The 15,213-nt window shown below is 44.5% G+C and carries 14 protein-coding genes; all 14 read left to right on the forward strand.

Annotation, left to right across the window (positions count from 1 at the left end):
• The first annotated feature begins 144 nt into the window (after nt 1-144).
• The 14 genes from flgF to AB9H30_RS00820 all read left to right on the forward strand — a co-directional run bounded on the left by flgF (nt 145) and on the right by AB9H30_RS00820 (nt 15,213).
• Entirely contained in the window at nt 145-888 is a 744-nt protein-coding gene (gene flgF, locus AB9H30_RS00755; protein WP_371192665.1) for a flagellar basal-body rod protein FlgF, read from the forward strand.
• Between the two features lie 31 nt (nt 889-919).
• The gene (flgG, locus tag AB9H30_RS00760) at nt 920-1,708 is read left to right on the forward strand and encodes a flagellar basal-body rod protein FlgG (RefSeq protein ID WP_371192666.1); all 789 of its coding nucleotides are present in this window, start codon (nt 920-922) and stop codon (nt 1,706-1,708) included.
• A 10-nt stretch (nt 1,709-1,718) separates the two neighbouring features.
• Nucleotides 1,719-2,405 carry a flagellar basal body L-ring protein FlgH gene (gene flgH / locus AB9H30_RS00765; RefSeq protein ID WP_371192667.1) on the forward strand — a complete coding sequence of 229 codons (687 nt, stop codon included), beginning with the start codon at nt 1,719-1,721 and terminating at the stop codon, nt 2,403-2,405.
• A complete protein-coding gene (locus AB9H30_RS00770) occupies nt 2,402-3,532 on the forward strand; it encodes a flagellar basal body P-ring protein FlgI (RefSeq protein ID WP_371192668.1) in 1,131 nt (376 codons plus the stop codon). Before flgH ends, AB9H30_RS00770 begins: the two co-directional genes overlap by 4 nt.
• Before the next feature lie 81 nt (nt 3,533-3,613).
• Nucleotides 3,614-4,603: a flagellar assembly peptidoglycan hydrolase FlgJ gene (gene flgJ, locus AB9H30_RS00775; protein ID WP_371192669.1), complete on the forward strand. Its 990-nt coding sequence runs from the start codon at nt 3,614-3,616 to the stop codon at nt 4,601-4,603.
• A complete protein-coding gene (gene flgK, locus AB9H30_RS00780) occupies nt 4,600-6,753 on the forward strand; it encodes a flagellar hook-associated protein FlgK (protein ID WP_371192670.1) in 2,154 nt (717 codons plus the stop codon). The genes flgJ and flgK overlap by 4 nt, the downstream gene beginning before the upstream one ends.
• Nucleotides 6,754-6,769: 16 nt before the next feature.
• Nucleotides 6,770-7,993: a flagellar hook-associated protein FlgL gene (flgL, locus tag AB9H30_RS00785; RefSeq protein WP_371192671.1), complete on the forward strand. Its 1,224-nt coding sequence runs from the start codon at nt 6,770-6,772 to the stop codon at nt 7,991-7,993.
• Between the two features lie 339 nt (nt 7,994-8,332).
• Nucleotides 8,333-9,154, forward strand: a complete 822-nt coding sequence (locus tag AB9H30_RS00790; RefSeq protein ID WP_371192672.1) for a flagellin — start codon at nt 8,333-8,335, stop codon at nt 9,152-9,154.
• A gap of 868 nt (nt 9,155-10,022) precedes the next feature.
• Nucleotides 10,023-10,859, forward strand: coding sequence for a flagellin (locus tag AB9H30_RS00795; RefSeq protein WP_371192673.1), 837 nt, complete (start codon nt 10,023-10,025; stop codon nt 10,857-10,859).
• Between the two features lie 726 nt (nt 10,860-11,585).
• Nucleotides 11,586-12,410, forward strand: coding sequence for a flagellin (locus tag AB9H30_RS00800; protein WP_371192674.1), 825 nt, complete (start codon nt 11,586-11,588; stop codon nt 12,408-12,410).
• Between the two features lie 103 nt (nt 12,411-12,513).
• Nucleotides 12,514-13,020, forward strand: coding sequence for a flagellar protein FlaG (locus AB9H30_RS00805; protein ID WP_371192675.1), 507 nt, complete (start codon nt 12,514-12,516; stop codon nt 13,018-13,020).
• 14 nt (nt 13,021-13,034) lie between these two features.
• Nucleotides 13,035-14,480 carry a flagellar filament capping protein FliD gene (gene fliD, locus AB9H30_RS00810; protein ID WP_371192676.1) on the forward strand — a complete coding sequence of 482 codons (1,446 nt, stop codon included), beginning with the start codon at nt 13,035-13,037 and terminating at the stop codon, nt 14,478-14,480.
• Between the two features lie 4 nt (nt 14,481-14,484).
• Nucleotides 14,485-14,898, forward strand: coding sequence for a flagellar export chaperone FliS (gene fliS / locus AB9H30_RS00815; protein WP_371192677.1), 414 nt, complete (start codon nt 14,485-14,487; stop codon nt 14,896-14,898).
• 9 nt (nt 14,899-14,907) lie between these two features.
• Entirely contained in the window at nt 14,908-15,213 is a 306-nt protein-coding gene (locus tag AB9H30_RS00820; RefSeq protein WP_371192679.1) for a hypothetical protein, read from the forward strand.

Raw genomic sequence — 15,213 nt, forward strand, 5'->3', positions numbered from 1 at the left:
CCCTCAAGGCTTTCGCCGCTGCTTCCCCCTTTATTACTTATTTTTTCTATTCATTGTATAGCTTCCAAATTTCATTAAACGGATTGGCATTTTAATTGCTTAGTCTTACATATCGTCAATATTTGACATGTGAAGGCAAGTTATATGGATAAGTTACTCTACATTGCAGCAAGCGGGGCCAATCAAGACCTACTGGCCACTGCCGTGCGTGCCAACAATCTGGCGAATGCCCAAACCAACGGTTTTAAAGCGCAGCTTGAACAGGCGCGCGCAATGCCGGCATACGGCGAAGGTTTGCCGTCTCGGGTATTTAGCATGACCGAAAGCCCAAGTAACAACTACGATGGCGGTCCGATGATCACCACCGACCGCCCACTCGATGTGGCCATACAAGGTGAAGGTTGGTTTACCGTACAAAGTCCTGAAGGCGGCGAGGCCTTAACCCGCAACGGTAATTTCAGCATGACCGCCGAGGGCGCCTTGCAGGATTCAAAAGGTAATTTAGTCCTCGGCGAAAATGGCCCAGTATTCTTACCCATTCCGATTCAAAATATCACTATAGCCGGTGATGGCACCATCTCAACTCAACTCCAAGGCGCGCCTCAAAATGCCATTGAAGAAGTGGGCCGTTTGAAACTAGTGAATCCTGAAATTGATCAAATTAAACGCAGAGAAGACGGCCTTTTTGAATTAAAAGACGGCGGTTTTGCACAGCAAGATATTAATGTGGGCGTGCGCTCAGGCATGCTTGAGGGCTCAAACGTCAACGCTATTGAAGAAATGGTGCAGATGATCAGCTTGCAGCGTCATTACGAAATGCAGGTAAAACTAATGAACAAAGCGGATCAACTATCGATGCGCGGCAACATGTTACTCAGATTCATTTAATAGCGAATATTAATCGCTTAAGGTATTTAATATGCATCCAGCTCTATGGATTAGTAAAACCGGTTTAGACGCCGCGCAAACAGACGTTGCGGTAGTATCAAACAACCTAGCCAACGCCAGTACTATCGGCTTTAAAAAAGACCGTGCGGTATTTGAAGACTTGCTCTATCAAAATATCAATCAGCCCGGTGGCCGCAGTTCAGCTGACACTGAATTGCCCTCAGGTTTAATGCTCGGCGCAGGCTCTAAAGTGGTTGCTACGCAAAAGACCCATACCCAAGGGAATTTGCTGACTACGGAAAATGCTCTTGATATGTCTATACAGGGGAAAGGCTTTTTTGAAATACAAATGCCAGATGGCAGTTTGTCTTATACCCGCAATGGTCAGTTTACGCTGAACGATCAGGGGCAGATGGTTACGCCGGGAGCCGGTTTTGTGCTCCAACCAGTCATTACGCTGCCGCCAGATGCACAGCAAATCACCATTTCTCAAGACGGTGAAGTATCCGCGCAGTTAAGAGGGCAGGCCGAGCCACAGGTACTTGGACAGCTTAACATTACCGATTTTATTAACCCTGCAGGCTTACAGCCAGTTGGACAAAACCTGTATGTAGAAACCGCAGTATCGGGTGCGCCAGTGCAAGGTGTCCCTGGACTTGAAGGTTTAGGCACAGTAGCCCAAGGCACCTTGGAAACATCTAACGTCAACGTTACTGAAGAGCTAGTGAACCTAATTGAAAGCCAGCGCCTGTATGAAATGAACTCAAAAGTTATTTCATCGGTTGACCAAATGCTTGGTCAGGTTATTCAGCAGTTATAAGAGGTTTAAGATGAAAATTCACTCAATACTATTGCTTGCTTGCATGATTGGCTTAAGCGCTTGCAACACCACACCGGTGGAACCGATTGCCGCAAACGATCCGTTTTATGCGCCCGCTGTTCCGGTGTTTAAACGTGAGCAAATTGCACAAGATGGCAGCTTGTTTACTGCAGCCATGGCAAACAGTCTGTATTCAGACGTAAAGGCCCGCAGAGTAGGTGACATTATCACTGTGCGTCTGAGTGAGAATACTAATGCAACAAAACGAGCGGGTACGGTATCGTCTAAAGAGACCAACGTAGACGTTCAACCTATTATTGGTTTAGGGGGCAATGCCCTGCAGATTGGTCCTGAGGCTATTCAACTCGGTGTTGATTCACGCAATGAATTTAATGGCGATGCACAAGCTACCCAGAGTAATAGCCTGCAAGGCAACATCTCAGTTACGGTGGTTGATGTTCTGCCTAACCAAAATCTTATAATTCGCGGTGAAAAGTGGCTAACTTTAAACAATGGTGACGAATATATTCGTTTAACCGGCGTCATTCGACCCGCAGATATTACCCCAACCAATGAAGTGCAATCTAATAAAATCGCCAATGCCCGTATTCAATATAGCGGCACCGGCAGCTTTGCAAGAGCCCAAGAAAAAGGGTGGCTATCGCAGTTCTTTTCTTCTACATGGTGGCCATTATGAGTCGTTTAACGAATGTTTATGCTTGGGCGCTAGTGCTAGTTTTTACTTTGAGCGCGGTGTTTCCAGCATACAGTGGACAGCGTATCAAAGATTTAGCCAGCATTCAGGGCGTGCGTTCAAATCAACTCGTAGGCTATGGTTTGGTAGTAGGTTTGCCGGGTACGGGAGAAACCAGTCCGTTTACCGAACAATCATTTAGAACCATGCTCGAGAACTTCGGTATTAGCTTGGATGCTAATGTAAAACCCAAAATACGCAATGTAGCCGCGGTAGCGGTGCATGCAGAGCTACCTGCGTTTACCAAACCAGGCCAAACAATTGATATTACGGTGTCATCAGTGGGCGAGGCAGCAAGTCTCCAGGGCGGTACTTTATTACAAACGTTTTTGCGAGGATTAGATGGCGAAGTCTATGCCGTTGCCCAAGGCTCTTTAGTGGTGTCTGGGTTTGGTGTGCAGGGCAACGATGGCTCTCGAATTGTCAGTAATACGCCAACGGTGGGCACCATTGCCAACGGCGCAACAGTTGAGCGTTCAGTGCCAAGCGGTCTGATGCAAAATGATTATTTGACCTTGAACTTGCATAGTCCTGATTTTAGCACCGCGCAAGCCATGTCTGATGAAATAAACCGACGTTTAGGTGCTGATCCGAAAAATGGCTTTGCTATTGCATCGCCTTTAGATGCGGCATCAGTAAGAGTCACTGCGCCTCGCGACGTTGCCCAGCGTGTAGGCTTTTTAGCGACTATCGAAAACTTCGAGTTTGTGCCAGCAACCGCACCGGCACGCATCGTGGTAAACAGCCGAACAGGCACCATTGTGATTGGACAAGACGTCAGATTAATGCCGGCTGCGATCACCCATGGTGGTTTAACCGTTACTATTTCAGAAGACCCTCAGATAGTTCAGCCTAACGCCTTTGCCGGTGGCGAAACCGCCATAGTCTCTCAATCGATAGTAGATGTAAGCTTAGATGACAGCAGAATGTTTAAATTTGATCCGGGGGTAACTCTCGACCAGTTAGTGCGCGCAGTCAATGAAATTGGTGCGGCGCCGGGCGACTTAATGGCCATATTAGAGGCGCTTCGTCAGGCTGGTGCTTTGCAGGGCGAATTGATAGTTATATAGGCTAGGCCTTTGCAATGAATTGCAAAACGTACATCGAATTATGGCTACTAGGGTCTAACAAAAATAGATAACGGAAATACCATGGACTTATCTTCTAACATGAAATCAAAGCTCGAGATGTCGCGGTCAGTACATGACCTTGGCAGTCTTGATACCTTGCGTTCTGCGGCTAAATCAGGAGATGAGGGCGCACTAGAGGAAGCGGCTAAGCAATTTGAAGCGATATTTGTACAAATGTTGCTGAAGTCTATGCGTAAAGCCCAAGAGGCCCTCGCCGACAAAGACAGTCCATTTAATTCTGAGCAAGTAAAATTTTATCGCGGCATGCATGATCAGCAGCTAGCTACTGATTTGTCTACGCAAGGCAGCATTGGCTTGGCAGATGTCATCGTGCAGCAAATGAGTGTCAATAAAGGTGTAATGCCAGCTGGCGCGGTACGTAACGACGCCGATCTGTCTATTCTTAATCGCAATGCAGCGTTAAGAGCACAATATCGGGAAACTGAAGCTCTGGAGCTTGCTGCACTTAAAACAGCAAACCTAGGTCTTGATCAACAGCTGCAAGAACCATTGAACATACCAACAAAGCGGGCTGCGTTCGACTCACCTAAAGAGTTTGTGCAGTCACTTTATCCTCAGGCACAGGCTGCCGCTGAGCGTTTAGGCATATCTGCAAAGGCGTTGATTGCTCAAGCTGCAGTTGAAACTGGATGGGGAAAATTCATGATCCATCAGGGCGATGGCAATAATGCTCACAATCTATTTGGGATCAAAGCAGACAGGCGCTGGAATGGCGATAAGGCTGTAGTTGACACTCTCGAATTTGAAAACAATCTGCCGCAAAAGCAACAGGCGGCCTTTAGAAGTTACAGCAATTTCTCTGATTCGCTGCACGACTATGTGGACTTCGTGCGCTCGAATCCTAGATACGAGCAAGCATTAGAGAAAACCAGTGCGCCACAAGAATACTTCAATGAACTGCAAAAGGCTGGCTATGCCACCGATCCCCAATATGCCGACAAAATTATGTCGGTATACAATAGTGCAACTATGAGTGAGCTATTACCATGATTCGAAATGCCGACTTATTTTCGATTGCTAAAACCGGTATCAATGCTAGCAACAAGTTGCTCAATACCACTTCAAACAATATCGCTAATGTTAACAGCGAAGGCTACATCAGGGAGCGCACGACCTTTAGCAGCAGCTTAAACGGCGGTGTAGATTTTGGCTTCACTGATAGGGTGTTTGATGTTTTTGCGCAAAACCAACTGCGTCGCGACACCTCCGTTGTCGGCGAAGCTCAAGCCTTTTATGATCGCGTAGAAGGTCTAGACAGAATTTTAGCCAGCGAGGCAAACAGTATTGCCACGGCGATGACGAGCTTTTTTGGCGCCATTCAAACCGCAGCAGATGATCCAACTAACTTACCTTCTCGTGTCGCAATCATGGGACAAGCCTCTGGGGTGATGAATCGAATCAAACAGTTGGGCGAGTTCATGAAGGCCAAAGAAGATGAAGCTGAGCTACAGATACAACAATCGGTTGACCGAGCCAATGGACTGATTAACCAAATTGGCAATTTGAATGAGGCAATTCAGATAGCTAGAGGCTCATCGGTTGTTGATACGCCAGCAAAACTGATGAACCAAAGAGACAAAGCCATTTTAGACCTATCAAAAATTGTTGCGCTAGATGTGCGTAACAGTCCAAATGGGGATGCTGGTTTAGTCGTTAACCTAACTTCAGGTGAGTCATTGGTAATGGCCGACGGCACTTTTAATGTCTTTGCGGTTGGCGGTGAGCCCGACTACACCAATCGTCAGTTAACCTTACAAACCAGTTTTAATTCACCGACTAAAAACGAATCATCCATCAATATATTAGAAGAGAACATTGGCGGCGGTTTAGGCGGCTTATTTGAATATCGAGAAAAAGTCTTAGAGCCTGCTCAGCGAGAGCTTGGAAAGCTCGCGACGACCCTAGCCGATGCAATAAATACACAGAACCGCCAGGGCATGGATATTGATCAGCAGTTAGGCAGTGATATTTTTAAAATCGCCGAGTTTAGGTCAATCAATTATCCTCAAAATAGTGATTTAAGCCTGCAGGTTAAAGGGAGAGTCATTCCTGGTGGCAGCGCTGAAATTACTAATAACGATTACAAAGTAACGGTGTTAAATACGCCTAGCGGCAGTCCAGCTAGTTTTGATGTGGAAGTCATGACCGTTAAAAGCGACGGCAGACCTCAGCTAGACAGCAGCGGTAACCCTATTACCCAGACCTTAACGGTAAATGCGCAATCTGGAGTGTTTAACGCAACGATTGGCGGCATGGAATTAGAGTTTGCAAGCGGCGCTCAATATGCAGTAGGAGACAGGTTTTTAGTGCAGCCAACCCGAGTGGCAGCGGCTAACTTAAGTATGGCAACTACTCGCTCAGAGGACTGGGCCTTTGCAAAACCCATCAGAATAGACACTGGCGCAAACAATTTAGGCGACGCGAAGTTAATCAGTACTAAGATTACAAATTCGAACGTTGATCTAAGTTTTGCTACACAAGGAGCTTCGGCTTTTGATGGTGCGGGGGCATTGCAAACGCTGGCAAATTCTCCGTCAGCCACGTTTGGTGCACCAGTGACTATTCGCTTTACAGCCAATGATGAATATCAAGTCTTAGATAATTCCTCGCCGGCAAACGTCATTAGTACCGTATCGGGAGTCACCGATTTAAATAATTTGATAGGACAAGCAAAAGCTAACGGCTCGCCAGCATGGCCTGCTGAATTTAGCGCACTCACCGATTACCCGGGTTATGACTTATCTTTGCAGGGGGAGCCTAAACCTGGCGACAGCTTTGATATTGCATATAATGTTGATGGTATAAATGATAATCGAAACGCGGTTGAATTCGCACAGCTCCAACAGCTCGACATCGTTCGCCAAGGCAGCGCCTCAAATAATAGCAAAACCACCTTAAATGAAGCCTATGCATCATTGGTTGGGTTTGTCGGTTCAGCAACATCAAATGCTAGTGTGAATTTAGAAGCCGCAAAAGTAATGGAAGCACAGTCTTCCGAATGGTTTGAATCCACTTCGGGTGTGAGCTTAGATGAAGAAGCCGCAAACCTGATTCAATTTCAACAGTCCTACGCCGCAGCTGCACAAATACTTAGTTCAGCACGCGATATGTTCGATACCATATTATCGGTTACTAGGTAGTGTTTAGAGAGACTATATGAGAGTTACAACGAATTTAATATTTGACCAAAATATGCGAGCTATAAATACCAGCCAGGGTCAGCTTTCTGATATTCAGAGTCAGCTCGCTAGCGGTAAGCGTTTGCTCAGGCCATCCGATGATCCAGTTGGTGCGTCTCAGGTGATTCGCCTCACTGAAGAACTTGATAAAATCACCCAATACAGCCGCAACATTGATTTAGCAAGCAGTAATTTAGAACTGCAAGAAACGTCTTTGCGAAGCATTAATGATGTGATGAATCGTGCAAGAGTACTAACTTTACAGTCGGGAAATGGCATATTTTCTCAACCCGACCGAGAAGCGGTAGCGGCAGAGATTGAGCAAATACGCAATCAAGTTATCGATTTAATGAACACGCAGAATGCCAGCGGTGATTTTATTTTCGCTGGTTATCAATCTCAAAAGCAAGCATTTGCCTTTAATCCTGCCGATAGCACAAACCCGATAATGTTCATGGGCGATGACGGCATCAACAAAGTGCAAATTTCTGATAGTGTCAACATTCAAACTACGAGTTCGGGTAAAGAACTCTTTGAAAATGTGCAGGGGCGTCTTAATTTTAATGTGTCAAACGTTAATGGCGCGACCTTAAGTGATTACACGATCCGGAATCAAGGAACCTTCGATTCTTTTCATCGCGCCAATTTTGATCCAGTAAATAACGCCAACAACCAATATGAATTGACCATTAGTGCTGCTAATCAAATTTCAGTGCGAAACGTCGGCACAAATACAGTGGTTGAAACACTGCCATTTGTTGCAGGTGAGCTAACGTTGTTTCAAGGTATAGAATTGAACATTGATGGCGTGGCGGGTAACTCAGTTACGCTTGATTTAAATCGCCCAGAAAAACAAAACATTGCCGAAACACTGCATAAGATGACGCTAGCGTTAAACAATCCAAATCTTAGTGCCCAGGAGTTTTCATCTATCATTGATGATACCTTGGTGGGGATCGACAATGGTTTGAATAAAATGGCCCGAGAAAATTCTTCCATTGGCGCACGATTAAATATTGCCGAATCGGTCAAAAGCTCATTGTTAGATAGCGAAGTGACCAACTCCCAAGCTCGTTCAGCTATTCAAGATCTTGATTATGCGCAAGCATCGTCGGACTTTGCTCGACAAGAGACCGCACTAGAAGCTGCCTTTGCCAGTTTTCCTCGAATAGCCAACCTTTCTTTGTTTAATTTCCTTTAAAACATTTAAGTTTGTGGGTCATTTTGCATGACCCCGGTCAATCCAGTATTTTTTATTAAATTATTTTTTTCACTTAAAAAGTGGCTTTTTTTACCCTAAGCCACTGTTTTACAAACCCCAAAGCAGTGTTCACATTTTAAAGGCGGCAATTTTTTGCCGCCTTTTGCTTTTTTTTTCAAATTTAGATTAAAGGGATCCCCGGCATTGTCGATAAAGTTTTCGAGAGAGCCAGTACATGTACTTTTCAAAAGTTGAAGAGTGATGTTCTACAATTTGTAAACAATACCGGAATCCGTCCGGCTGCCAGCAAGCGCTGGACTGAGAGTGTAGGAGAGACTTATGTCTATGTTCGTCAATACTAACGTTTCAAGCTTAAACGCACAACGTCAGTTATTTAATTCAAGTAATTCATTAAACACGTCTTTTGAGCGTTTATCTTCTGGTATGAGAATCAACCGTGCGTCTGACGACGCCGCTGGTCTTCAGATTACAGACCGTATGACCACTCAAATCAATGGCTTAAACCAAGCCGTAAACAACGCAAATGATGCTATTTCATTGGCGCAAACTGCTGAAGGCGCATTGGGTGAAACGACCAACGCACTACAGCGTATTCGCCAGCTAGCGGTTCAATCACAAAACGGCATTAACTCTGCCGATGACCGTTTAGCACTTCAAAAAGAAGTGTCAGCGTTGAAGTTCGAAATTTCTCGTATTAGTACCGATACTCAGTTCAACAAAGTAAACGTTCTTGACGGTGCGTTTTCTGCTAAGTTCTTGGTTGGCGCAAATGCTAACCAAAACATCTCAGTGAACTTATCTAGAGCTGGTGGCTATGGTGCTTCAAGCTTAATTGGTGCATTGTCTGTATCTTCTGTAGCAGGCGCTTCGGCGGCTATTGCAGCGCTTGATACCGCAATTTCTGCGGTGGGTGCATCACGTGCCGACCTAGGTGCATTAACTAACCGCTTCCAGTCAACTATCCGTAATCTTTCTAACGTAGCGGAGAATATGTCTTCTGCTCGTTCACAGATTTTAGATACTGACTTTGCGAAAGAAACCGCTAACTTAACGAAGAACCAGATTCTTCAGCAAGCTAGCACTACAATCTTGTCTCAGGCAAATCAGCGTCCTCAGGCAGCATTGCAGCTTCTAGGTTAATAGCTCCTGGTAACACAAGTCGGACCCTACTGTTTGGGGAATGAAGCCAGGAGGTAGTAACTTGTATTCACAAGCCAAACAGCACAAAGAGAGCGCTTACTCTTAAACACTGAGCGACTGGCCAGGCATTGCCTGGCCGCCTATTTCCCTCTTTTTTATTCTAATTTAGTTTTATTGCTAAAGGTTTTCGCGTATCTGGACGATAACTTATTCAAGCAGGGCAAAACATCAATAATAAAAACTAAAGACTCTGCATTGCATCCACTATAAAAACAATAGATGCATGTTGGCTCAGGTCAACAATAGCGTTAGGAAGAAAGAGTGAGTCGAAGGCCAAAATAGGTTTTCTATAAAAACCCACCAAAGCGAAATAATAGGGCGGTGATATACCGATTATTACACAGGCTTTGCTGGGGAAAATTTCCTCACCCCATCATCAATAGATGAGCATCCTAATGCAAACAACACAGCAATGCAGATACATGAGTTATCTTTCGTTGCAAATAGAAAAATTTAAAAGCATGTAAACATGCAAAAACGCACATGGCGAGAAGGTTTAGTGCTGCCTGAAAAAGGTAACTCAAGGGAAGTTGAAAAATAATACGCTGAACTGCTGACTGACAAGTTTGATGCCAGGAGGTAGTGAGAGGTATGAGGTCTGGAACATCATACTTGTCTGTCAGCAAAGAGCTTACGCTCTGTACAGCATATATGCTTCATCAAATGTAGTGAACAATTGATGAAAAAGAATCAGTCCATGATTCGCATATAATACGAAGCACATTGTGTGCCAAAACTAAAAATCTAGTCGCTACAATAATAAAATCAGGTGACAGATGAATACTTCAAAAATCGTTAGGAGATTATTATGTCTTTATTTGTTAATACTAATGTTTCATCGCTAAATGCGCGTCGTTATTTAAATGACACATCCACTAATTTAAGTACGGCTTTTGAACGCCTGTCATCTGGTATGCGCATAAACAGCGCCAAAGACGATGCAGCTGGCCTACAGATTTCTGACCGAATGACGTCTCAAATCCAGGGTTTAGACCAAGCCGTACGAAATGCCAATGATGGGATTTCACTATCGCAAACTATTGAAGGTGCGATGACTGAAATCACCAACGCCCTGCAGCGTATAAGAACGCTGGCAATACAGTCACAAAATGGCATTAACTCGTCTGCCGACCGAGCGGCACTGCAAAAAGAAGTGTCTGCCTTAAAAGTCGAAATGAGCCGAATTTCTCAAACTACACAGTTTGGGGGGGTAGATGTGCTTACTGGGGGATTTTCTTCGAAGTTCCTTGTAGGTGCAAATGCTGGGCAAACTATTAGCATAAATGTATCCCGCATCAATGGTTTCGGTACTTCCGGCCTGTTTGGTGCACTTGCCGGCGGCCTTTCAGTGAACACAGCAGGACAGGCTTCTGCCGCGCTAACCCTTATTGACACGGCGATTGAAGTGGTCAATGGGAAACGTGCCGATTTAGGTGCTATTCAAAACAGATTTCAGTCGACGATTCGAAATCTTACAAACATATCAGAAAACGTATCGGCGGCAAGAAGCCGGATTAAAGATACAGATTTTGCCGCTGAAACGGCAAATTTAACCCGCCTACAAATTATTCAGCAGGCGAGCACCACTATTTTAACGCAGGCTAATCAGCGTCCGCAGGCAGCATTATCTTTATTACAGGGCTAATAGCTAAGCTTGCAAAACAGTTTTATTCCGCAGTTTTAAAAGTATATAAGAAAGAGTTTTTGAAGGCTTGAGAGGCCCTCTCCATTGCCATGGAAGGCAGCTTTTAAGTGGAATATAAGAAGTAAAAGTCGACTAACAAGACTGAGAGTGTAGACATTTGGTTGAGAGGCCAGTACTTACGTTCTACAACCCTGCCAGTCGACGGAAAAGTTTGCTCCAACTCCTAACGTGAGCAATTTGGTCGAGCCACCCCATGGCTCGGCCTTTTTTTGTATTAAGGCTTGCTTACTATTTGATACTAAGCATGCACTGTGCCACTTTTCTAAATCATGTTGTCATTAGCTAAAGATATCAACAGCGTGAATGAATCTAACAATAAAAGAATCACACACCCATTGGCTATTAAAGCTTTGCCAAAAGAGTATGCCATAACAAATGGGCGCGGCATCGACATCACCTTCACAATTATTAAAGCGACCTTTAAGTGTTTTCTTATTTTATAAAAATCAGTTATTTAAGATTATTTTATTTTTTTTTTACTCATTTTGCTAAAGATACTGGCGTGGCGGTCGATACCCTTAGTTGAGAGGTAATTCAATCTAAATTTGAATTACTAAAATTGAGGTCTGCTGGATATGGTGTAGTGAACCATAGCCAAAAGAATAAAGAAAAGTAGCCAGCGAGCGCCATGTTTAGTGAAAACAAACGCTGGTTTATGGAGGTAGTATGTCAGTATTCGTCAACACCAATGTGTCTGCGCTTAACGCGCAGCGTCAATTATTTAACTCGAGCAATGCACTTACTCAATCGTTTGAGCGATTATCTTCTGGACAGCGAATTAACCGAGCGTCGGACGATGCTGCTGGTTTGATTATCTCCGAACGCATGACATCGCAAATTCAGGGGCTTAATCAAGCGGTAAGAAATGCTAACGACGGCATATCTTTAGCACAAACCGCAGAAGGTGCTTTAGGTGAAACCACCAATGCCTTGCAGCGTATTCGTCAGCTAGCCGTGCAGTCTCAAAACGGTATTAATTCGGCAGACGATCGAGAAGCCCTTAATAAAGAAGTATCGGCACTCATTTTAGAGTTGTCTCGAATTGGCAGCGACACACAATTTAACAACAATAATATTTTGGACGGGAGTTTTTCTGCTAAATTTTTAGTCGGAGCAAACGGTGGCCAAAATATCTCTATTAATTTGTCTAGAGCTAGCGGCTTTGGAGCCTCTGGTTTGGGCGTTGGCGCAATTACGGTTTCGACGGTAGTGGGGGCGTCAGGTGCCCTTGCCACACTAGATACCGCAATATCAGCAGTAGGTGCAGCGCGAGCTGATTTAGGTGCTTTGAGCAACCGATTTGAATCTACCATTCGCAATATCTCTAACGTGGCTGAAAATATATCAGCGGCACGTAGTCAAATCAAAGACACCGATTTTGCAGCTGAAACTGCAAACTTAACTAAGAATCAGATTCTGCAGCAGGCGTCGTTGTCCATTTTAGCTCAGGCCTCACAGTCGCCGCAGTCGGCTTTGGCGCTGCTGGCTTAACAAGATAGTAGATAGAATCGCTTGATAAAAGTTGCGTTGAACGGGCGGTTCACCGGATAAATTAGGTGCAACCGTCTTTCCTTTTTTAAGGTAGGAGAACGTTATGGATAATATTAATTCGCAGATTGGTCAAAATATTGCTAGAGAACAAGCAAGCATCATAAACGAGAAAACGTTTAATAGTAGTAATTTGGTGGGTATGCAAACTGGGGCGAGTCGATTCACCGCGAGTGAAAACCCCATGGTGGCCCAGCAAGTAAGAAATTTAGATAAAAGTGTGTCGCAGTTACCTGAACAGCAGCGTATCGAAGAGCAGAAAAAGCTAAAGAATAGCGATGCTCAAGCCGATAAGCTGATGAGAGAGGAAACCATTGACTTATCTGCTGCACTTGAGGGCATAGGTAAGTTTCTGCAGTCTAAAGGAACCGCAATATCCTTTAGTGTAGATGAAGCAACCGACAGACAGGTTGTAACAGTAAGAGAAGCGGCAAGTGGCGATGTTATACGGCAAATACCTTCCGAGGAAGTACTAAATTTTGCCGAACGCATTCGCCAATTACAGTCTGATATTGGCAGCCAAACAGGAGTGTTGATAGACAGACAAGCATAATTATGAGGTAGCACATGAGTATTCAATCATTAGGCGTTGGGTCAGGTTTAGACTTAGAGGGTCTGGTTCGCCAGCTTCTAGCAGCAGAACGGGGTCCTAAAGAGCAAAGGTTGAATGCTCGTGAGCAAACGCTCGATCAAGAAATATCGGCAGTTGGCAAAGTAAAGTCCAAGCTTTCTGAATTTGAAGATGCGATGAAAGCACTGCAAGAAGTCGATAATTTGAGTGGACGAGATCCTCAAATTGAAAACCCTTCTGAATCAAACGAACCGTTTACCGCTAGCCCAGGTAATTCTGCCGTTACTGGCGATTATCAAATTGCGATTACGCAAATGGCGCGGGGCAGTCGGATAGAAACTGCCGATGCCGCATATGCGGGCTCGGACGCGGTTGTGTTATCAACAGGAACCGCAGATCTAACCTTTAAAATTGGCAACACGGGCGATCAATTCACCATTTCAGTGGCCGCCGGAACAACGCTTGAAGAATTGCGACAGCAAATAAACGACAACCCAGATAACTTCGGGGTTTCTGCAAATATCATCAATACCGGAACGGCTGCTGGTGGATCAAAGATGGTATTTACGTCGACGGTAACCGGCGAAAATAACGATCTTCAAATTGTAAATACAAACGACAATGCTGAGTTGAATGCATTATCGACCACAGACTCAGCAGAAACTGCAACATATTTAGCACCTGCTCTAATCGCTCAAAATGCGGTGGCAACAGTCGATGGCATTCGGGTAGAAAGTGATACTAATAAGTTTGAAAATACCATACAAAACGTTAGGTTTGATGCCAAGGAGCTATCAGATTTAGACGGCAATGGTGATCCGATTGCTTCGCGTCTTAGCATTGGTTTTGATACCGAAGGCTTGCGCGAAAATATCACCACATTTGTAGATAAATACAATGAGCTGATGGATGAGTTTGCTGACTTAACACGCTACGGCGAAAATGATGATGATAGTGACGGCGCGCTTGCCGGCGACTCGATGGTTAGAGGGATTCAATCAGGACTTTCAAATATTTTAGGCAACAATGTTTCAAACTCGGTGATTGGGAGTTTGTTTGCACTGGGTATTGAACTCACCGCGGAAGGCAAGCTTGAAATTGGCGCGACCGACTTTGGTTTAGGCTCTGGTTCAAAACGACTTGATGATGCCTTGACCGATAATTTTGATGATGTTGCTAAGCTATTTTCAGATACCGACGGTATCGCAACACGATTGATTGCCTTCACTGAAGAATATACCCAAAGCTCTGGATTATTGACCTCTAGGGAAGACAGCATTAAAGGTCAGCAGGGCAACCTGGAGACCGAAAGAGAGCGCTTTGAGTTAAGGATGGAGAGTTTAGAATCTACCTTACGCGCACGTTATTTAAGTTTAGATTCAACCATTGCCAGTTTGCAGTCAACCGGCAACGCATTGTTTGCAGCCTTGAGAACAGGATAGTAGCATGTCATTAAAAGCGATAAACGCATATAAAAAAGGCACATTAAAGCAAGACATTATTAATGCCGACCCCCATAAATTAACCTTAATGTTAATGCAGGGCGCACTCGATAAGTTAGCATATGCTAAAGGCTGCATCGAACGTAACGATCTAAAGGGGCGAGCTGAGCATGTTTCTAAAGCGACCGCAATTTTCATTAATTTACGAGATACCCTTGACTTAGAAGTTGGCGGTGAATTTTCGGAAAACCTGTACTCCTTGTATAATTATTTTATTGAGAAGCTATCTTCTTTATCAAGCGAAAATGGTGTGGATATTATCTCAGAGGTATCGGAGTTGTTTCACCCTATTAAAACCGCGTGGGCGCAAATACCCGAAGAGGCTAAACGCCAAGCTTATGCTCAAGCAAACGCTTGAGGCACTCTGTTGAATCTTAATCATTCTGAAACTCCTCCTGAACTTGCCGCTATCAACCAGACGCTCTCTGAATGCCTAGCGCAAGTTGAGGTGGATGAATCACACTTGAAGATATTCATTGGTCAACGCGCAGAGTTGGTCAATAAATTGCTTAATACTTTGAATAAACCGCAACGTCAGCAATTTGCTGAGCTCGAGGCCAAAATTAACCAAGGGTTAATTGAACGCATATCGGAGCTACGCACTTCTGCTAAACAAGCGTTATCTAACGTTGCTAAATCTTCTAAGGCTATTAAACAATATCAACAAGTGTGA

The organism is Glaciecola sp. SC05 (assembly GCF_041380235.1).
GTDB lineage: Bacteria > Pseudomonadota > Gammaproteobacteria > Enterobacterales > Alteromonadaceae > Glaciecola.